We start from the raw sequence: 20,461 nt of genomic DNA, 5'->3' as shown, positions 1-20,461 counted from the left end.
TGCAGCAGGAGCTGCAGCGGCTTCCTCTTCAATCTTAGAATCATTCATAACATACACAATAGTCGGAAAGGCAGAAAAAATGTACATTATAGTAGGATTAGGCAATCCAACCAGAGAATATCAGGCAACAAGGCATAATATCGGTTTTGATGTAATTACCCGTATATCGGATGATTATAATATCCCGTTGGATTTTAAAAAACATAAAGCAGTTTGCGGCAGGGGATATATTGAGGGCGAGAAAGTTGTGCTGGCACAGCCTCAGACATATATGAATTTAAGCGGAGAAAGTGTCAGGGAGTTAGTGGATTTTTATAAAGTAAGTCCTCAGGAGGTTATAGTTATATACGATGATATCAGTCTGGATGTAGGACAACTCCGGCTCAGGGTCAAAGGAAGTGCAGGCGGACATAATGGGATAAAAAGTATAATTAATCATCTGGGTTCTCAGGAATTTCCAAGAATAAAGGTCGGTGTAGGAGATAAGCCGTCGGGATGGGACCTGGCGGATTATGTACTTTCCCGTTTTAAAGAGGAAGAACAGCCTATTATACGGGATGCCATTAAAAAATCTTCTGATGCGGTAAAATCTATCATAAAAGATGGAATGGAATTGGCCATGAACATCTATAATAGAAAATAATGGAATAAATTACTTGATAAAATTTGAGTGTCCAAAAATGACTCATATTACATTTTATGAATACAGAACCAGATTAAAGGAGGCAACAGTTTGAAGACCTTTACTACCCCTCTGAAGGAATTAAAAGAGTTTAATGACATAAAAGACAATTTAAAACTAAAAAACACACCGGTTCAGGTGACCGGCTGTATTGACTCGCAGAAATGTCATCTCATCAGCGGTTTAAGTGAAGGCTACCTGTGGAAGTTAATTATAACTTATAATGACATAAAAGCGAAAGAAATATATGAAGATTATAAGTTATATGACAAAAATGTTTATTTGTATCCTGCTAAAGATATTATTTTTTACAGTGCAGATATACATGGTAATGCAATCGTAAGGGACCGTCTGAAAATATTGAGACGTTTAATTGAAAAGGAGCCTGTTACGGTTATCACAACTTTGGATGGCGGTATGGATAAAATACTTCCTCTTGACTTTATTAAGAAAAGAGTCATTACACTTAAGGAAGCAGGAAACCTTGATTTAACAAAGCTGCAGGCAGATTTAATCCATCTGGGTTATGAGCGGCAGGGACAGGTTGAGAGTCCCGGAGAATTTGCGGTCCGCGGCGGTATCCTGGATATTTTTCCTCCGACGGATGATTGCCCCTATCGTATTGAGTTATGGGGAGATGAAGTTGACTCCATACGTTCTTTTGACATTAGCAGTCAAAGATCAATTGAACGAATAGAAAGTCTAAGTATTTATCCTGCGGCAGAAATGATATTGGATCAGAATAGAATGCTGATGGGAATGAAAAAGATAGAGGATGAGAAAAAAGAATATGTTAAAAGACTGAGAGAACAGAAGAAAACAGAAGAAGCTGCAAGAATTCAGGATATTATCGGGGAGTTTAAAGATAACCTGGAGAGTTTTCAAGGTTCTGTCGGTATTGACAGCTATATTAAGTATTTTTATGATAACACAGTATCTTTTTTTGATTATTTTGACAGTGAAAATTCCGTGATTTATATCGATGAACCCAGCAGGATACAGGAAAAAGGAGAAGCGGTCGAAACGGAATTCAGAGAAGGAATGATAGGAAGAATCGAAAAAGGTTATATTCTTCCGGGTCAGAGCGATGTGATTTACGGGTTTAAAGAACTTTTGGCCAGTCTCAATCATAAGACAACGCTTTTACTTAGTACCATGGATTATAAGGCAAACTTCTTTACGATTAAAGGAAGATGGGACTTTACTGTACGCTCTGTAAATCCATATAATAATAACTTTGATATTCTGGTTAAAGACTTGCAGAAATGGAAAAAAGGCGGATACCGTATTCTTTTACTATCCGTATCCAGAACCAGAGCAAATCGTCTTAGTGAAGACTTAAGGGATCACGGTCTGAATGCCTTTTATAGTGAGGATATGGACAGGGTTATCCAAAAAGGTGAGATTATGGTTGCCTATGGAAGTCTTCACCGTGGATTCGAATATCCTTTAATTAATTTAGTGGTTATATCCGAAAGTGATATATTCGGCGCAGAAAAGAAAAAGAAAAGAAAACTGAAAGAATATGACGGTAAAAAGATACAGAGCTTTACGGATTTAAACGTAGGAGATTATGTTGTTCATGAAAATCACGGCCTCGGAATATACCGGGGTATTGAGAAAATCGAAGTCGATAAAGTAACAAAAGATTATATTAAAATTGAATACGGCGGTGGAGGCGTGTTGTATATATTGGCAACAGGCCTTGATGTGATACAAAAATATGCAGGGGCGGATGCCAAAAAACCGAAGCTAAATAAGTTAAATTCACCGGAATGGAAGAATACTAAAACCCGTGTAAAAGGTGCTGTTAAGGAAATCGCCAGAGAACTGGTGGAACTATATGCTGTACGCCAGGCCAAAGAAGGCTTTCAGTTTGGTACGGATACCGTTTGGCAGAAGGAATTTGAAGAAATGTTTCCTTATGAGGAGACAGATGACCAGCTTCGTGCGATTGAGGAGACCAAACAGGACATGGAAAGTAAGCGGATTATGGACCGGCTGGTCTGCGGAGACGTCGGTTACGGCAAGACGGAGATAGCCATCCGAGCTGCATTTAAGGCTGTTTCAGACGGCAAACAGGTGGTCTTCTTAGTACCTACCACCATATTAGCCCAACAGCATTATAATACCTTTGTACAAAGGATGATGGACTTCCCCATAAGTATTGATATGCTGTCCCGCTTTAAGACGGCTGCCCAGCAGAAAGCAGTTACCCAACGGCTTAGAAATGGGAACCTGGATATCTTAATCGGAACCCATAGAGTACTTTCTAAGGATATTCAGTTTAAGAATCTTGGATTGTTAATTATTGATGAGGAGCAGCGCTTTGGGGTAACCCATAAAGAAAAGATTAAGCAATTAAAAGGAGATGTGGATGTATTAACCCTTACAGCAACGCCTATTCCCAGAACACTTCATATGAGTTTAATCGGTATCAGGGATATGAGTGTATTAAATGAACCTCCTGTAGACCGAATGCCGATTCAGACCTATGTATTGGAACACAATGAAGAAATTATCCGTGAAGCCATTAACCGCGAATTGGCCAGGGAAGGCCAGGTATATTATGTATATAACCGGGTTAACGGTATTGATGAAGTGGCAGGTAAAATAGTCAAGCTTGTTCCGGAAGCAAATGTATCTTTTGCCCATGGTCAGATGAGTGAAAGGGAGTTAGAGCGGATTATGTTTGATTTTATTAACGGGGAAATCGATGTTTTGGTATCCACCACTATTATAGAAACCGGTCTTGACATATCCAATGTAAATACCATGATTATTGATGACGCGGACCGCCTTGGGTTATCCCAGCTATACCAGCTGAGAGGCCGCGTAGGACGTTCCAACCGTACGGCCTATGCTTTTTTAATGTATAAAAGGGATAAGATGTTAAAGGAAGTGGCCGAGAAGAGGCTGCAGGCGATTAAAGAATTCACAGAATTAGGCTCCGGATTTAAAATTGCCATGCGGGATCTGGAAATCAGGGGTGCAGGTAATTTATTAGGGGCCCAGCAGAGCGGACATATGGAAGCAGTGGGATATGACCTTTATTGTAAGATGCTAAATGATGCCATACGTGCTATGAAAGGTGAAGTGAAAGAAGAAGAAACCTTTGATACCACAGTTGATATGGACATTGATGCATTTATCCCTGCAACCTATATTAAAAGTGAGTTTCAGAAGTTGGATGTATATAAGAGAATCGCTGAAATTGAAAATGAAGAAGAACTTCTGGAGATGCAGGAGGAATTATTGGACCGTTTCGGAGATATGCCAACCTCGGTTAATAACCTGTTAAATATTGCTTACATCAAATCCATCTGCCACAGTGTTTATGTTACCTCTTTAGTTTACCGGAATGAAGAAATTAAACTGGTTATGTATAATAAAGCAAAGCTAAAGGTAGAGAAAATTCCGGAACTGATAGAGAAATATAAACCCTCCATAAAACTGGTTCCGGAGGCAAACCCTTATTTTGTTTATTCCTTGAAGAAACCTGGCAAGACTGGTAAAATAGATGTTATAAATTTATTTGAACATGTGAAAAATCTTCTGGGTGATTTAAAACTGTTGTTAGAGGAAGAAAATACCGCAGGTGCGGACGAATAGGAGTTTCCATGAGAAAAAAGATAAAGAAATTAATTTTATTAAATTTACTTGCTGCTTTGATTTTAACTTCAACAGCCTGTACTAAAAATACGGATGAAAAACAAAAAAATATATCAAATAATGCGGTGACCGCAGATAACGGTGATGGGAATACAAAAGAGGCAGATACGATTACTGTCGCTCCGGTAGATGAAGATACATTAAAAAAGGTAGTTGTTAAAGTAGGAAAAGAAGAAGTGACATACAGTGAAGCCATGATTTATTTTCAGTATATTAAGGCTCAATATGAAGACTATTTTGGTGACCAGATCTGGACCTATGATTTTAACGGACAAAGTTTCGGAGATATGGCAAAACAGGAAATAATGAATATGATTGCGCAGACAAAGATAACCTGTGCACAGGCAGAAAAGTTTAATACGGAAATAACGGAAGAAGATGAAGCTCAAATTAAGGAAAACGCACAGACCCTCTTTGCCGGTATAACGGATGTAGATAAAAGACGTTATGGTCTGACTTTGGATCTTGTCCAGAAGTTTTACCGGGATAATATGATATATGAAAAAGTTTATGATGCATCCACCATGAATGTGAATACGGATGTATCCGATGAAGAAGCAAAACAGATAACCATTCAGCAAATATTGGTGCTTACAACAAAGACGGACACGGACGGTAAGAAGATTCCTATGACTGTGAAAGAAAAGGAAAAAGCTTATAAGAAAGCAAAAGGATTATTAAAGCAGGCAAAGAAATCCGATAATTTCTATAACTTTGCTGAGGCAAACACGGAAGATTCCAATGTGGAATATACTTTTGGCAAGGGTGAAATGGTAAAAGAATTTGAAGATGCGGCATTTGCTTTAAAAACCGGTGAATTCAGTAATATAGTGGAAACGGAATATGGTTATCATATCTTGTACTGTGTCAATGATTATAATGAAGATGCAACCTTAGAAAAAAAAGAGGAGATCATTGCCAAAAGACAGGATGAAACCTTTAAGAAGCTATATGAAGATTGGGCCGCCGATTTTAAGCTGGATGTTAACGATAAAGTGTGGAATGACATGAAATTTGAGTCCTCACCAAAAAATACTTCTTCAGATAATACAAAAGAAACAACGGAAGCTGACACTGATACAAACGAGAATTCAACAAGCAGTGACTGATCGTAGTCTAATCTGAAAACTCCCTGGTAACAAATTTAATGTTTCAGGGAGTTTTTATTTCATAAGAAAGATCTTAGAAAGCGCCAGAGTCTGGCAAGTCAGATCCTGGCTTGTTTAATTAATTGTATCGCTTATACCGATTATTTTAGCCAGCCGTATTACGATATAAGCAGTTACAAAACCAAAAACAGCGCCGGCTAAAACATCGCTAGGATAGTGAACGAATAAATACACTCTGGAAAAACCAATCAGGACTGCCAGCAGATAGGCAGGTATCCCGGCATATTTACTTGCATGGAAGATAACTGTGGCAGCAGTAAAAGATGACATGGTATGTCCGGAAGGAAATGAAAAAGAGCCAGGTTTTTTAATCAGGAGTTTAATATCCGGAAAACGTATAAAAGGTCTGTCCCGGCCAATTATTTGCTTCAGAACACCCTCACCCAAAATACATTCGACGGATAAGGCAGCAGTTAGTACAATTCCGCAGCATCTGGTTCTCTTATTAAGGAGAAGCAGAAAGGTTATAATAATCCAGATAAACCTGGAATTATCCAGTGAGGTAATGTAAATCATAAATTTATCCATTAAAGGTGAGTGAAAATGATTTAATACATAGTATAGAATTGTGTCATCCAATTCCTGAATTATATCCAATTCAGCACTCCTTTCTGAAATTATCCAATAGGATCGAGTATCAAACCCCAATTTAAAATTATTATAACATATTAATAATGGATCAAAAAGATTCTGGTTTTAACTCTTTAATTTAATTCTAAGATAATACTAATGAATCTTAGATTGACAAAGGAGAATACTGGGGTTAATCTATCCATGTAAAAATTAAATACAATTGGCGGGAGTTCTGGTTGAGAGAAAATAAATAGATTGAAAGGATGCCACATGCAAAAGGATATTATCTTTTGGCAGATGTGTTATACAATGGGTGTTAATATGATAGAAATAAAAAATCTCACTAAGGTTTATAAGCTTACGAAAAAACAAATGGCTGAGCAAAAAACAAAGAAAAACATGAAAAAGGCAGTGGATGATATCAGCCTGTCAGCGAAAAAGGGTGAAATATACGGCTTGCTCGGTCCGAATGGAGCCGGTAAAACCACAACCCTACGATGTGTTGCAACATTATTAAAACCAACCGCGGGAGAGGTAACGGTATGCGGGTATGATACGGTAAAAGAACCGGAAAATGTAAGGAAATCAATTTCATTTTTAACCAATGAAATAAAATTGGATCCTCAGTTTTCTCCAAAGTATATGTTTAATTTCTTTGGCAGATTACATGGCATGGATGAGCAAACTATAGAGAAAAGAAGAGAAATGTTATTTGATTATTTCGGAATTAAAGAGTTTCAGGATAAGAAAATCGATGAATTATCAACCGGAATGAAACAGAAAGCATCCATTGCGGTAAGTCTCGCCCATGACCCAGAAGTAGTAATCTTTGATGAACCTACCAATGGTCTTGATATCGTGACGGCAAGAAGTGTTACCGATTACCTGAAATTACTCAAACAAGAAGGAAAACTGGTGATTGTCTCCACACATATTATGTCCGAAGCAGAAAAACTCTGTGATCGTATCGGAATTATCATTAACGGTAAGAAAGTTATGGACGGAACACTTAGGGAGATTCTTACCTCTACGAAAACAGAAGATTTAGAAGATGCATTTTTTGAACTTTATAAAGAATACAGTAAAGAGGAGGTATAGTATGTTAGGTGTAAAGCAAATCATTAAAAAGGAAATGACCAGAGTATTTACAGACAAAAAATTAATTATCAGCTTGTTCCTGTTACCCGCGGTTTTAATTATCGGCATCTACTACTTTCTGGGGCAAATGCAGACTGCTATGATGGAGGATATCAATAAGCATGTCTCTACCATTTCTATCCAGAATGCTCCTGGGGATTTTAAAGATATTATTACCTCCTTAAAGCCGGAGGCTAAGGTTACGTATCTGAAACCGGGTGCAGACGTAACCAAGGTAAAAGGCGATATATTAAATGGTACTACGGACCTTTTAGTAGTGTTTGAAGAGGATTTTTTAAATAAGGTAAAGGAGTATAAAAACAGTAATAAGATTCCGGAGGTTAAAACATATTATAACACCTCGGAAGACTATTCCAATGCTGCCAGAGAGAACTTTGTAAACGTAATTTTATCTCAGTACGAACAAAAACTTTTAACAGACCGTTTTGGAGATACAAATCAACTGACGGTATTTCATATTGATGTGGATCCGTCAACCTCTGTAATTGTTGATGAGAAAAAAGCCACCGGAAAAGTTTTTGGGACATTATTACCCTATCTGATTACCTTTATGTTATTTCAGGGTGCTATGAGCCTTGGTATTGATGCCATAACCGGTGAAAAAGAACGCGGAACCATGGCAAGTATGCTTTTAACACCCTTAAAGAGGAGAGAAATCGTATTAGGGAAATTAATCTCCATTTCCATTCTGGCCAGTCTTTCAGCAGCCGTATACGCAGTTTCCATGATAACTGCTATGCCGATTATGTTAAAAAACCTTGGTGAGGCTTCCATGGAAGGATTAAGTCTGAAATTTTCAGCCGTACAGGCAGTGGAACTCCTTGCTATATTAATTGTTATGGTATATTTGTATGTTTCGGTAGTAGCACTTGCGGCTGTATTAGCAAAAACCGCAAAAGAAGCGGCAGCGTATGTAACCCCCATCTTAATCGTGGTAATTGTGGCCGGTATGGCTACCATGTTCTCCGGAAATGAAGAAAAAGCCTTAAGTTTATTTGCAATTCCGGTGTACGGAAGTGCCATATCCATACAGAACATTTTAGTGGGAGAATTGACTTTGGCTCAATTTGGTGCCACTGTAGGCGGAACACTGCTGCTTGCGGTTATTCTGACCGTGTTTATTACCAGGGCTTTCAACAGTGAAAAAGTAATGTTTAATGCATAAATTGATTCGAGGGTCAAAAGTCAATTTTATATTATGGTTCGTCAATTTGCAGAATTTATAATTTGACCACATGATGCAGAATATGCAAATTGTCTAATGTAAAATAATTGTATGGCTTTTGATTCTCAAATCATAAATTTTATATAATAATGGAGCTATAAATGTTAAATAATACGGTTATAACTAATAATAAAAGAAATATAAAATTAATTTTAGAGTATGACGGAAGCGGTTACGCAGGCTGGCAAAGACTCAATAATACCACAGGGAAAAAGTCCGTTCAAAATGTATTGGAGGATTGTATCTCCGGTTATTTAGGAGAAGATATTAAGGTTATCGGTTCCGGAAGAACCGATGCAGGTGTGCATGCTCTGGGGCAGGTTGCCAATTTTTATTCTACCAGTGGCATTTCAGCAGAGGAAATGAAGAATACAATTAATACTTTACTTCCTGAGGATATTAAAGTGATAGATCTGAAAGAAGCGGACCGGGAATTCCACAGCCGTTATTCTGCCAGGGCTAAAACTTATGAATACCGTATAAGTCAGGGAGATGTAAAACCGGTATTTACCAGAAAGTATACGTTACATGTTCCGGAAAATCTGGATATGGATTCTATGCAGAAAGCAGCCGCTTATTTAACAGGAACATTTGATTTTAAGGCATTTTCCACCGACAGAGGAGACGGAAAATCTACAATCAGAACAATTGAGAGTATAAGGATATACAGAGTAAAAAATGCAAGATTTAAAAAATCTACGGAAGAAGTGCGTATTGCCATAACCGGAGATGGATTTCTCTATAATATGGTCAGAATTATAACCGGCACTTTAATAGAAGTAGGACTGGGAAAACGTAAGGCTTATGATATTATGGACATTCTTAAGGGGAAAGACAGGCAGCTGGCCGGGAAAACGGTAAGTTCAGTGGGTTTATTCCTTTTAGAGGTAAGGTATTAAATTCCTAAATATAAATATTTTACTTAAATTGTTTCTGAACGTATAAATTCTTCCTTTTGACAAACAATAATAACCATAAGTACCACATTATGATTATCATGCAAAATGGAGGAATAAAATATGAAAGCCACAGGAATCGTTAGGAGAATAGATGATTTGGGACGTGTTGTTGTCCCCAAAGAAATTCGACGCACATTACGTATACGAGAAGGAGACCCACTTGAAATTTTTACTGACAGAGAAGGAGAAATCATACTCAAGAAATATTCACCTATTGGAGAACTAGGATTATTTGCTAAGCAGTATGCTGATTCCCTGGCACAGACAACGGGGCATATTATTGCTATATCAGATAAAGATCAATTTGTTGCAGCATCCGGAAGTATGAAGAGGGAGCTATTATCAAAATCCATCACACCTGAATTAGAACAGGCTATTAATGAAAGAGAGAGTATTATAGCTTCCAAAGAGGATAAAAATTTTGTACGTATTGTTGCAGATGATGACACTGATTATTCCTATCAGGTAATCTGGCCGATTATCAGTGAAGGTGATGCAATCGGTTCTATCGTTTTACTTTCCAAAGATCCGAAAGTTAAGTTTGGCGATGTTGAGAATAAGCTTGCAAGTACGGCTGCGTATTTCTTAGGAAGACAGATGGAACAATAACATTTGATACGATAATTACGAGGATGTCCCAAAGTGATGATTACTATCATGTTGAGGGCATCCTTTTTATGAAATTAATTAATGAAACAAAAAGTTACTGTTCACAAATAACAACTAAAATGGTTTCAAATAAATTGAAATCGAGTTGTGATTAATCGGAAGAATATGTATAATAAGTATTAGAAATGGTAAGGGTTGGATATCCGAACGGATAAGAATTTGGAAGAGATTCTTTTTAGAAGAAAGAATAGCAGCTATTACATAAATAATTAAAAAATAGGAGAAAATTACTATGGAGAAAAAGTATAATTATGACGATTTTATGAGTATCATCAGACAGCTGCGAGGTGAAAACGGATGCCCCTGGGATAGGGTGCAGACTCATGAAAGCTTAAGAAACTGCTTGATTGAAGAAGCTTATGAAGTCATTGAAGCAATTAATAATAAGGATACGGAAAATCTATGTGAGGAACTGGGTGATATCTTGCTTCAGGTAGCTTTACATACTGCCATAGCGGAAGAACAAAAGGAATTCGGTATGGAAGATGTAATTAGCGGAATAAGCAGGAAAATGATCCGCAGACATCCGCATGTATTTGGAGGTGAAAACGGGGCAGCAGGAATGGACAAAATTGATTCCGATACCGTAATCAGAAACTGGGATGATATTAAGAAGGAAGAAAAGAATCAGAAGAAAGCTTCCGAGGGATTATTAAGTGTTCCGAAAGCACTTCCGGCTAATATTCGAGCGGAAAAGGTACAGAAAAAAGCAGCGAAAGCCGGATTCGATTTTGACAGCTATGACCAGGCATTCCAAAAGGTCTATGAAGCGCTAAAAGACCTGAATTTATCGAAGGAAAACGGGGATGTCAGCACCATAGAAGAAGATTTTGGCAGTTTGTTATTTTCAGTGGTAAATTTATCAAGGTTTTTAGAATTAAATGCAGAAAATTCCTTGACAAATGCCACTAATAAGTTTATAAATAGATTTGTAGGAATTGAACGTCTTGCAGAGCTTAAAAGCAAGAGTTTAAGCGAAATGTCCAATGTTGAGCCAGATGCTCTTTGGGGACGTGTGAAATAATCAAAGTGATTATTCTAACAAATATAACAAATACTTTAGAGGAGGAGTTTTATCCATGAACAAAGCAGAATTAGTTGCAGCAATTGCAGAAAAAACAGAATTATCCAAGAAAGATTCAGAGAAAGCATTAAAAGCTTTTATTGACGTCGTAACAGAAGAATTAACAAAAGGTGAAAAAGTTCAATTAGTTGGATTCGGTACATTTGAAGTATCTGAAAGACCAGCTAGAACAGGCAGAAATCCTCAGACAAAAGAGGCTATAACTATTGCAGCATCTAAAGCTCCAAAGTTCAAAGCAGGAAAGGCTTTAAAGGACGTTATTAACGCATAGTCAATTAAATTCGAGGAGAAGCTGTTATAAAAATCAAATTCCACCTTTACGTGCAGGTAAAGCACTTTATTGGATGAATGTGGTTTTTATAACGGCTTCTTTTTTATCCGGTCAAATTTAAATGAATAGGAGAAATTTATGAGATTAGATAAATTTTTAAAAGTTTCCAGATTAATAAAACGCAGAACCGTAGCAAATGAAGCCTGTGATGCAGGCAGAGTATTGGTTAACGGCAAACCTGCCAAAGCTTCCGCTGCCGTAAAAGTAGATGATATTATTGAGATAGGATTCGGCAGCAAAGCTGTGAAAGTTCAGGTATTAGATGTTCAGGAAACGGTACGTAAAGATGATGCCAAAGAATTATACAAGTATCTTTAATAATAGCTATCTTTTGGCATGAAATGAGAGGTCTTTTAATATATTGAAATGAAATGAAATATATTAGGAGGCTTTTTTAGTATGGATGAAAAACAACCGATTCAGAAAAACCATAAAGTAAGTTTAAATGCAAGGAGTTCGGCGACAATTACCGGGGTAAAAGATGTGTTGTCTTTTGATGCCGGGGAAGTACTCTTAGAAACAGAACAGGGTATACTTATGCTTCGGGGCAATGATCTTCATGTGAATCGTCTTACCCTAGAAAAGGGTGAAGTAGATGTTGACGGCAAGATTGATAGTTTGACGTATTCTGATTCAAACAATTATGGGAAATCCGGGGAATCATTAATTAGCAGACTGTTCAAATAATCAGGAGGAGAACAGACGATGAACGATGCAATTATGGTTGAACTGCGGTTCTTTGGCACCTCAGTATTATGGGGTGTTATTTTGCTTATCTTATATGATTTGCTGCGTATATTCAGACGAGTAATCATTCATAATGGATTTTTTGTTGCATTTGAAGATTTAATATACTGGGTAATATCCAGTTTATTAATATTTCATATGATGTATCAGCAAAACAATGGTATTATTCGGGGTTTTGCAATTTTAGCCATGTTAATAGGAATGACACTATATCATTCTGTATTCAGTGAATTATTCGTAAATACCATATCCACATTATTGAATGAGATCATAAATCTGATCTGGAAGTTAATCGTGCTGATATTAAGGCCTTTTCGGTTTATATTTCGCAAAATAAAAAGCTTATTTGTATGGATATTCTTAAAAATCAAAAAATTTATACAGTTTTTGGGTAAATCATTGAAAAAATTAAATAAATCTAGTAAAATAGCAGTATCAGATAACGAAAAAGGTGATTAGTTTGAGAAGGAAAAGAAAAGCAAGGCGGACAGGCTTAGGCCTGATTGCTGTTATGGTGCTTTTAGTTTGCGGTATTGTTTCCTATAATAGGCAGGAACTAGATAAAGCAAATGCAAAATCCACAGCCCGAATTGCAGAGCTAAAAGGTAATATTGAGCAAGAGAAAGAGCAAGCAAAGGAAATAAAAGAGAAGAAAGCCTATATGCAGACAAAAAAATATGTTGAAGAGATGGCTAGGAAAAAACTCGGGCTGGTTTATAAAGATGAAATTATTTTTAAAGCCAAAGAGTAAAACCGGGCTTTTCTATGTATGCTCAAAAATTAATAAATTTTAAACAACAGCCTATTAATAGGTTGACAAGCATGGAAAAAGCGGTTATAATGTAGTTCGTCACTTCGGCGAAGTAGCTCAGTTGGCTAGAGCACGCGGTTCATACCCGCGGTGTCGGCGGTTCAAATCCGTCCTTCGCTATTAATTATAATGAAACAATCAGCATAAAGATATCCTGTTATTATAGTTGCCTTTTCATGGTAATAATATGACAGGTTTTTTTGTGCTTTTAAGAAGTTTATCATAATGTAAAATTACCCCTCGTTATATAGAGATATTATCAGGCAATTGCGAAACTCAAAACTTATATTTATATGACATGCAATTCATACAATTTTAGAGCTGAATCTTGCCCCTAAAGGCAACTGAAGCTATAAAATTCGTATGAATTGTATGGAATATTTAGAACTATATTGTTTCGCAATCAACTATATAGATATTATTTATTTCGCATGCTATTAGTCTTCTGGTTTAAATTTAAAAATGTATATTTTTATATACTATATTTCCCTTAAAAATGCTTATAATTAATGAAAAAAAGAGGAAAACCTAACAGTAAACTGATTATGATTATAGTTAAAATAATAATAAGCATATTAATAAAGACTTCAAAAATCCACCTCTTTTAAATTTTCAATACTTATATTATTAATGAAATTCGTAAAGTTTCTTATAAGTGAATCAATACTTCATCATCAAATCCCTGTACATAGCCGCATTCAGCCTTGTCTTAGCCTAAAGTGAATTTCTTAATAAGCCTTAACTCTCTTGATTCGATTCTAATGTGCATTCTACGAATTTCTTGTCAAAAACTTTTTGGAAACTATTTCTGATTTTTGACAAACATTTCATAATTCAAATTCTATAATACAGGTCTAACGGATACATCTTGGTATACATCGACGTTTCCATAATAAATATCCGATTGAGATGGAAAGCAAAGGTTGAAAGAAAATATAATCAGTGAAAGGATGCCACAAGCAGATTCTTTCGACCTGTTTTATATGTGGCAATATCGCGGGCTTACCCCCGATATGTTATGTGTGTGTAAAATGAAAGAATTAAATATGAGGAAGTTTTTAGTTAATTTAATGGGGATCGTTATGGCACGGGCCGTATTTGCGGGTATGAATCCGATCGCAATCGGTTATTTTGCAGCTGTCTATCTGGAGAGAAAAGGACGTCTTACAATTATGCTTACCGTACTATTAGGAATGCTCACCGTTCTCCCTGCAGTAGATACTGCAAAATATGTAATTGTAATCATTGTAATTTCCATTATAACAGCATTAATGGAATATAATAATAAAAAAGTCTCTGTATTGGTTTTAGGAGGGCTTGCCGGAGCAGTAACGGCTGCAATCACCATTGCCGGCGGATTAATGTATGAAAATCCCACGTATTATATAGTAACCGGTATTGGAGAGGGTATCTCTATTTTTGCCTGCAGTTTTGTATTTCGAAAAGGACTGGAACCTTTGATGCACGGAGTAAGGGGACAAGCCCTGGATAATGAGCAGATTATCAGTATAGCGGTAATTTTAGCCGTATTTATCTATGGAGTGCCGGAATTTACTGCGTTAGGTTTTTCTTTATCCATGACCATAGCCTTGTTCAGTATTCTTTTTACCGGGTATAAGTATGGTGCAGGTTACGGTGCTCTAGCAGGTGCCGCCTGTGGTGTTATACTGGCTTTAAAAACAGGACAGCCAAATCAGATCGGTCTTATGTGTATGTTAGGAATTGTAGCCGGAACTTTTCGGGAACTGGGACGGTTTGTTACCATTGCTTTATATTCGACAGGGGTTATTATCCTTGGGGAATTATATCAGAATACACAGATCAGTATGTCGGGGTTCGGAGCCCTGGCATCCTGTGCGGTGCTGTTTCTTCTTTTGCCGAAGACATTAATTTATAAGGTGAATCCTGGTGATGAGGGGGAAAAAGAAGATATTTTCGTGAAGCAAAGTATACAAAATGTAGCGAAAGGTAAACTGAGGGATTTTTCGGAGTCATTTCACAGTCTGTCCAATACCTTTTCAACAATTTCGGAAAAAAGGACGGCTCTTAGTAAAAAGGATAAAAGCGAAATTTTTGATGAAATATCAGAACATCTTTGTAAAGATTGCAGTAACTGTAATATCTGCTGGGAAAGTTATTTTTACGAAACCTATCAGGGGGCCTACCACATACTGGATGTAGTAGAGCAAAACGGTGCGATTGCAATAAGCGAGGTTCCCGTTGAATTTGCAAACCGGTGCATCTTCCTTGATAATTTTCTTGCAGAAACCAAAAGGGTGTTTGAAATGGCGAAATTAAATTTGTCCTGGATCAACCGAATGGCAGAAAGCAGAGAAGCAATCGCCGGGCAATTGTCGGAAGTAGCTAATATTATAGATGATTTTTCCCTGGACTTGTATAGAACGGTTGAGACCCCGGAAGCCAGTAAAAATAAATTAATATACCATCTGAAAGCAAATCATATTGTAGTGAAACGAATTGCTGTTTTTGAAAAAAGAAACAATAAACGGGAAATATACATGACAGCCCGGACGGAACGCGGGCGCTGCATTACTACAAAAGAAGCGGCAGGTTTAATAAGTGATGTATTTGACAAACGGATGCGCCCCTCTGATGGCTGTAAAAAAGTCATAACAAAAGAGTATGAAACTTTTATATTTGTGGAGGATGCCAATTTTAGCGTATATACAGGTATGAGTAAGATGACGAAAGAAGGCGGTAGAATTTCAGGGGATAATTATTCCTTTATCTATCCGGATCCGGGTACGTTAGTTATGACTTTATCCGATGGTATGGGCACAGGAGAGACTGCATGTGAAGAAAGTGAATCCGTAGTTGAGTTGCTGGAACAATTTATTGAGGCGGGATTTAGGAAAGAATCTGCTATTAAGCTGATTAATTCCATATTAGTACTTCGTTCTGAGGAACAGACTTTTTCCACCATAGATATGAGTGTGATTAATCTGTATACCGGCATCTGCGATATAATTAAAATCGGTGCCTCCACTACTTTTCTTAAGAGGGAAGAACGGGTGGAAGCCGTTTCATCTACCACTCTGCCGGTGGGAATATTAAATCAGGTGGATTATGATGTTGTAACCAAGAAATTAAATGACGGTAATTTTGTCATTATGATAACAGACGGGGTAATAGACTGTATCCCCGGTGATGAAAAAGAAAAATTTATGGCAGATTTCATTAAAGATCTGAAAATGAATAATCCACAGGAAATTGCCAATGCTGTATTAAATCAGGCATTAGAATTAAATGGATGGGTTCCAAAGGATGACATGACCGTGCTAGTAGCAGGCTTTTGGAGTAAGTAGCTTGAAATTTGTACAAGTTAGAGTTAAAATGAAAAAAATGGTTTTTACTAAAAATGGTACGGGAGTCAGAATGTTAAATACAGTCCGTAATTTTATTCATGAAAATAATATGATCAATGAGGGAGACAGAATCGTGATCGGTGTTTCCGGTGGAGCTGATTCTGTCTGCCTTTTCCATGTGCTTCATAAGCTGTCCTTTATGTATCATCTCACCTTGTTTGTGGTGCATGTTAATCATGGAATCAGAGGAGAAGAAGCGGAGGAAGATGAAGCATATGTAAAGCAGCTATGTCTTAATAATAATGTGTCCTATACTTGTGTAAAAGCAGATGTGCCTGCTATTGCAAAAAACTTTGGACTATCCGAGGAGGAAGCCGGCCGCAAGGTAAGGTATGAAACATTTAACGAGTGTTTCCTTAAAAATAAGTGTAATAAAATTGCAATTGCACATAATAAAAATGATAATGCAGAGACGATTCTTTTTCATTTATTCCGGGGAAGCGGAATAAAAGGGCTAAAAGGCATACCGGCCGTGAGAGGAAATATAATCAGACCTTTGTTATGTATGAGCAGGGATGAAATTGAACAATATTTAGAAGAAAACGGTATTTCATACCAGACAGACCGAACAAATTTAATACAGGATTATACCCGTAATAAAATAAGGCATACTATCATAAGCTTTGCAAAAGAGGAAATTAATCCAAAGGTCATTGAGCATATCGTTAGTGCTTCTGAAAAATTAACCGAGATTGACGGATACTTAGAGAAAAATATTAAAATTGCCTATGAAAAGGCAGTATGTTATGAAACAAACCAAGAGGCTTATGAAATTAACATAGATAAACTGAGGCAGGAGGACTTGGTAATACAAAAAGGAATCATACGAAAGATTTTAGAACAGCTGGCAGGGCAGTTAAAGGATGTGGAAGCACTCCATATCGGTCTTATACTGGAATTATCAGATAAGCCGGTAGGGAAATCCATTAACTTACCATATGGTATTTTGGCTTCAAAAGGTTATCATAGTATAACCTTGAAATGTAATACAATTTATAAACAACAGGAAGATTTTACGAATAAAAGGCCAGCAGATCAATTCGGGGAACAAAGGTTAAACATCCCGGGTGATACTTTAATACCAGGGACAAATCAAATCATCCATACAAAATTAATAAATTATAAAAAAAATATGATAATTCCGAGAAATGGGTGTACGAAATGGTTTGACTATGATAAAATAAAAAATACTGTTTTAATCAGAACCAGAAAAGAAGGAGATTATATCCAGATAGATTCTGCCGGAAGCAGGAAGAAGATTAAAGCCTTATTTATTGATGAAAAAATTCCAAGAGAGAAAAGAGATCTCCTCCCATTATTAGCTGACGGGGCCCATATTATGTGGGTAACAGGCGGCAGAATGAGCGAGGCATATAAAGTAAGCGAGGAGACAAAAGTAATACTTGAGATAAATTTAGACGGAGGAAAATAAAATGGATAATAAAAAAATTAACGTATTAATACCGGAAGAAGAGGTAGATAAGAAAATTCGTGAGTTAGGAGAACAAATCAGCAAAGATTATGCCGGAAAAGAACTACATTTAATTTGTGTATTAAAAGGCGGTGTATTTGTAACCTGTGAATTAGCTAAAAATATAACTGTACCGGTTTCCTTGGATTTTATGTCGGTATCCAGTTACGGAGATGAAACAATAAGCTCCGGTAGGGTTAAAATAATCAAGGATCTGGATGATTCCATAGAAGGAAAAGAAGTACTTATCGTAGAAGATATTATTGATTCCGGTAATACTTTAAGATATTTAATTGATTTGCTTAACAGCAGAAAACCTAAGAGCATTAAAATCTGTACTCTGCTTGATAAACCGGAGAGAAGAATTACCGATGTTGCAGTGGACTATGTAGGATTTCAGATTCCGGATAAATTCGTGGTAGGATACGGACTTGACTATATACAAAAATATAGGAATTTACCGTTTATCGGTGTAGTAGAATAATTGAGAGGAGGTCATATAATTGAGAAGACAATTGAAAGGATATGGTTTTTACATTATTATCCTTGGTATTATATTAGCAGCATTGCTATTACAAGACAGTTTAAGCAACACTGGTTCACAAAATTATGAATATAATAATTTCCTGGCGGACATGGAAAACAATACGATAGAAAAAGTGGATGTTTATCAGAATCAGGAACCACCGACCGGTAAAGTTACCGTTACTTTTAACGATGGTCGGAAAGAGCAGTTTAATACTCCTGACGTAAAGGCTATTGCAAACTTGTTAGTAACTTCCAATAATCTGCAAGATAAATACACAATGCATGATATATCTAAGCCAAACTGGTTCTTAACGAATTTATTACCTTATCTGCTGGGATTTGTAGTCATTATTTTCTTATTTTCTTTTTTGTCCAATCAGGCAGCCGGTGGCGGCGGTGGTAACAGTAAGGTCATGAATTTCGGTAAGAGCCGGGCGAAGATGACCACGGATGAAAATAAGAAAACCACGTTTAAAAATGTAGCAGGTTTAGAAGAAGAAAAAGAAGAGTTAAAAGAAATAGTAGATTTCTTAAGGACTCCGAAGAAATATGTGCAGGTTGGTGCCAGGATACCAAAAGGTGTATTATTAGAGGGACCTCCTGGAACCGGTAAAACCCTCCTTGCCAAAGCAGTGGCCGGTGAAGCAGGGGTACCGTTCTTTAGTATATCCGGTTCCGATTTTGTTGAAATGTTTGTCGGTGTCGGAGCTTCCAGAGTAAGGGATTTATTTGAAGATGCCAAGAAACATTCCCCCTGTATCGTATTTATTGATGAAATTGATGCCGTAGCCAGACGCAGAGGTACCGGTATGGGCGGCGGACATGATGAAAGAGAACAGACCTTAAACCAGTTGCTGGTGGAAATGGACGGTTTTGGCGCAAACGAAGGAATTATCGTTATGGCAGCCACCAACCGTGTTGATATCTTAGACCCTGCTATCTTACGTCCCGGACGTTTTGACCGTAAAGTAATGGTAGGGCGTCCTGATGTAAAAGGAAGAGAAGAAATCCTGCAGGTACATTCCAAAGGGAAACCACTTGCAGAAGATGTGGATTTAAAACAAATCGCCCAGACAACTGCCGGTTTTACCGGTGCGGATCTGGAAAATCTGTTGAATGAATCAGCTATCTGTGCTGCTAAGGAAAACCGTTCCTTTATTGTACAAGAGGATATTAACCGATCATTCATTAAGATTGGTATCGGCACAGAAAAGAAAAGCAGAGTTATTTCTGACAAAGAGAAAAAAATTACTGCTTATCATGAAGCCGGCCACGCAATTTTATTTCATATCCTTCCGGATGTGGGTCCGGTTTATACCGTATCTATTATTCCTACGGGTAACGGAGCAGCTGGTTATACCATGCCTTTACCGGAACGGGATGAAATGTTTAATACAAAAGGTAAAATGGAACAGGATATTATTGTAGGACTTGGCGGAAGAGCAGCAGAAGAACTTATCTTTGATGATATTACAACCGGCGCTTCTCAGGATATTAAAATGGCAACGAAAACTGCCAGATCCATGGTTACGAAATATGGTTTTTCAAGTAATGTAGGTATGGTTAACTATGATAGTGATGATGATGAAGTATTTATCGGCCGTGATTTAGCTCATACAAGAAGCTATTCCGAGAGCGTGGCAAGAACTATCGACGATGAAGTAAAAGGTATGATAGATCACTGCTATAGTGAAGCGAAGAGGATATTAAATGAATACAATGATGTTCTTCACAGCTGTGCTAAATTGCTGATTGAAAAAGAAAGAATTAACAGGGAAGAATTCGAAGCGTTATTTCATAAACCATCTAACGGAGATGATGGAATGAATTCCGTAGTATTAGAGGTCTAAAATAGGGATTTACAAAAATTAGATAAAAATATTATAGTTTTTATAGGTTTTACAATATGGCTTTTATAGGACCAGATTCCTAATCGTAAAAACGAACAAAAAATATTTGATTATTTTGTAATGTTTGTGCACACTTTTGACGGTCA

At 37.0% G+C, this 20,461-nt stretch carries 18 protein-coding genes and 1 tRNA gene; 18 read left to right on the top strand and 1 reads right to left on the bottom strand.

Annotated features, from left to right (window positions below; genetic code table 11):
* Positions 1 to 79 precede the first annotated feature (79 nt).
* From pth to RBU59_RS13845, 3 genes are all read left to right on the top strand, one after another.
* The gene (gene pth, locus RBU59_RS13855; protein WP_308148588.1) at positions 80 to 643 is read left to right on the top strand and encodes an aminoacyl-tRNA hydrolase; all 564 of its coding nucleotides are present in this window, start codon (positions 80 to 82) and stop codon (positions 641 to 643) included.
* Between the two features lie 90 nt (positions 644 to 733).
* Positions 734 to 4,294 carry a transcription-repair coupling factor gene (gene mfd, locus RBU59_RS13850; protein WP_308148445.1) on the top strand — a complete coding sequence of 1,187 codons (3,561 nt, stop codon included), beginning with the start codon at positions 734 to 736 and terminating at the stop codon, positions 4,292 to 4,294.
* Between the two features lie 8 nt (positions 4,295 to 4,302).
* Positions 4,303 to 5,463, top strand: a complete 1,161-nt coding sequence (locus RBU59_RS13845) for a peptidylprolyl isomerase (protein ID WP_308148444.1) — start codon at positions 4,303 to 4,305, stop codon at positions 5,461 to 5,463.
* Between the two features lie 114 nt (positions 5,464 to 5,577).
* Here RBU59_RS13845 and RBU59_RS13840 read toward each other — a convergent pair whose 3' ends face one another.
* Positions 5,578 to 6,120, bottom strand: a complete 543-nt coding sequence (locus RBU59_RS13840) for a phosphatase PAP2 family protein (protein ID WP_308148443.1) — start codon at positions 6,118 to 6,120, stop codon at positions 5,578 to 5,580.
* A gap of 297 nt (positions 6,121 to 6,417) precedes the next feature.
* Here RBU59_RS13840 and RBU59_RS13835 point away from each other — a divergent pair, with 297 nt between their 5' ends.
* The 15 genes from RBU59_RS13835 to ftsH all read left to right on the top strand — a co-directional run bounded on the left by RBU59_RS13835 (position 6,418) and on the right by ftsH (position 20,315).
* Entirely contained in the window at positions 6,418 to 7,194 is a 777-nt protein-coding gene (locus RBU59_RS13835) for an ABC transporter ATP-binding protein (RefSeq protein WP_308148587.1), read from the top strand.
* 1 nt (position 7,195) lies between these two features.
* The gene (locus tag RBU59_RS13830) at positions 7,196 to 8,419 is read left to right on the top strand and encodes an ABC transporter permease (protein WP_308148442.1); all 1,224 of its coding nucleotides are present in this window, start codon (positions 7,196 to 7,198) and stop codon (positions 8,417 to 8,419) included.
* Positions 8,420 to 8,580: 161 nt separating this feature from the next.
* Positions 8,581 to 9,378 carry a tRNA pseudouridine(38-40) synthase TruA gene (gene truA / locus RBU59_RS13825; protein WP_308148441.1) on the top strand — a complete coding sequence of 266 codons (798 nt, stop codon included), beginning with the start codon at positions 8,581 to 8,583 and terminating at the stop codon, positions 9,376 to 9,378.
* A 120-nt stretch (positions 9,379 to 9,498) separates the two neighbouring features.
* Entirely contained in the window at positions 9,499 to 10,047 is a 549-nt protein-coding gene (spoVT, locus tag RBU59_RS13820; protein WP_308148440.1) for a stage V sporulation protein T, read from the top strand.
* A 292-nt stretch (positions 10,048 to 10,339) separates the two neighbouring features.
* Positions 10,340 to 11,131 (top strand): nucleoside triphosphate pyrophosphohydrolase, encoded by a 792-nt coding sequence (gene mazG, locus RBU59_RS13815; protein ID WP_308148439.1) that lies wholly within the window; start codon positions 10,340 to 10,342, stop codon positions 11,129 to 11,131.
* Positions 11,132 to 11,186: 55 nt separating this feature from the next.
* Positions 11,187 to 11,462 carry an HU family DNA-binding protein gene (locus tag RBU59_RS13810; RefSeq protein WP_161837324.1) on the top strand — a complete coding sequence of 92 codons (276 nt, stop codon included), beginning with the start codon at positions 11,187 to 11,189 and terminating at the stop codon, positions 11,460 to 11,462.
* A 138-nt stretch (positions 11,463 to 11,600) separates the two neighbouring features.
* On the top strand, positions 11,601 to 11,840 hold the full coding sequence (locus tag RBU59_RS13805) for an RNA-binding S4 domain-containing protein (RefSeq protein ID WP_161837325.1): 240 nt from the start codon (positions 11,601 to 11,603) through the stop codon (positions 11,838 to 11,840).
* An 81-nt stretch (positions 11,841 to 11,921) separates the two neighbouring features.
* The gene (yabP, locus tag RBU59_RS13800; protein WP_308148438.1) at positions 11,922 to 12,209 is read left to right on the top strand and encodes a sporulation protein YabP; all 288 of its coding nucleotides are present in this window, start codon (positions 11,922 to 11,924) and stop codon (positions 12,207 to 12,209) included.
* An 18-nt stretch (positions 12,210 to 12,227) separates the two neighbouring features.
* Complete coding sequence (gene yabQ / locus RBU59_RS13795) at positions 12,228 to 12,728, top strand: spore cortex biosynthesis protein YabQ (RefSeq protein ID WP_308148437.1); 501 nt, start codon at positions 12,228 to 12,230, stop codon at positions 12,726 to 12,728.
* Between the two features lies 1 nt (position 12,729).
* The gene (locus RBU59_RS13790) at positions 12,730 to 13,020 is read left to right on the top strand and encodes an FtsB family cell division protein (RefSeq protein WP_308148436.1); all 291 of its coding nucleotides are present in this window, start codon (positions 12,730 to 12,732) and stop codon (positions 13,018 to 13,020) included.
* 106 nt (positions 13,021 to 13,126) lie between these two features.
* Positions 13,127 to 13,200 (top strand) — tRNA-Met (locus RBU59_RS13785).
* Between the two features lie 803 nt (positions 13,201 to 14,003).
* Positions 14,004 to 16,406 carry a stage II sporulation protein E gene (gene spoIIE, locus RBU59_RS13780; RefSeq protein WP_308148435.1) on the top strand — a complete coding sequence of 801 codons (2,403 nt, stop codon included), beginning with the start codon at positions 14,004 to 14,006 and terminating at the stop codon, positions 16,404 to 16,406.
* A 1-nt stretch (position 16,407) separates the two neighbouring features.
* Positions 16,408 to 17,898: a tRNA lysidine(34) synthetase TilS gene (gene tilS, locus RBU59_RS13775; RefSeq protein WP_308148434.1), complete on the top strand. Its 1,491-nt coding sequence runs from the start codon at positions 16,408 to 16,410 to the stop codon at positions 17,896 to 17,898.
* 1 nt (position 17,899) lies between these two features.
* Complete coding sequence (gene hpt / locus RBU59_RS13770; RefSeq protein ID WP_308148433.1) at positions 17,900 to 18,421, top strand: hypoxanthine phosphoribosyltransferase; 522 nt, start codon at positions 17,900 to 17,902, stop codon at positions 18,419 to 18,421.
* 19 nt (positions 18,422 to 18,440) lie between these two features.
* Positions 18,441 to 20,315, top strand: coding sequence for an ATP-dependent zinc metalloprotease FtsH (gene ftsH / locus RBU59_RS13765; RefSeq protein WP_308148432.1), 1,875 nt, complete (start codon positions 18,441 to 18,443; stop codon positions 20,313 to 20,315).
* Positions 20,316 to 20,461 lie beyond the last annotated feature (146 nt).

The sequence above is a fragment of the Anaerocolumna sp. MB42-C2 genome (assembly GCF_030913705.1).
In the GTDB taxonomy this organism is placed as follows: domain Bacteria; phylum Bacillota; class Clostridia; order Lachnospirales; family Lachnospiraceae; genus Anaerocolumna.
This window is presented reverse-complemented; position numbering and strand designations above follow the sequence as displayed.

Excerpts from the sequence above, each read along its gene's own strand:
- pth (WP_308148588.1), top strand. The coding sequence starts at position 80 with ATGTACATTATAGTAGGATTAGGCAATCCAACCAGAGAATATCAGGCA.
- RBU59_RS13845 (WP_308148444.1), top strand. The coding sequence starts at position 4,303 with ATGAGAAAAAAGATAAAGAAATTAATTTTATTAAATTTACTTGCTGCT.
- RBU59_RS13835 (WP_308148587.1), top strand. The coding sequence starts at position 6,418 with ATGATAGAAATAAAAAATCTCACTAAGGTTTATAAGCTTACGAAAAAA.
- RBU59_RS13830 (WP_308148442.1), top strand. The coding sequence starts at position 7,196 with ATGTTAGGTGTAAAGCAAATCATTAAAAAGGAAATGACCAGAGTATTT.
- truA (WP_308148441.1), top strand. The coding sequence starts at position 8,581 with ATGTTAAATAATACGGTTATAACTAATAATAAAAGAAATATAAAATTA.
- spoVT (WP_308148440.1), top strand. The coding sequence starts at position 9,499 with ATGAAAGCCACAGGAATCGTTAGGAGAATAGATGATTTGGGACGTGTT.
- mazG (WP_308148439.1), top strand. The coding sequence starts at position 10,340 with ATGGAGAAAAAGTATAATTATGACGATTTTATGAGTATCATCAGACAG.
- RBU59_RS13810 (WP_161837324.1), top strand. The coding sequence starts at position 11,187 with ATGAACAAAGCAGAATTAGTTGCAGCAATTGCAGAAAAAACAGAATTA.
- RBU59_RS13805 (WP_161837325.1), top strand. The coding sequence starts at position 11,601 with ATGAGATTAGATAAATTTTTAAAAGTTTCCAGATTAATAAAACGCAGA.
- yabP (WP_308148438.1), top strand. The coding sequence starts at position 11,922 with ATGGATGAAAAACAACCGATTCAGAAAAACCATAAAGTAAGTTTAAAT.
- yabQ (WP_308148437.1), top strand. The coding sequence starts at position 12,228 with ATGAACGATGCAATTATGGTTGAACTGCGGTTCTTTGGCACCTCAGTA.
- hpt (WP_308148433.1), top strand. The coding sequence starts at position 17,900 with ATGGATAATAAAAAAATTAACGTATTAATACCGGAAGAAGAGGTAGAT.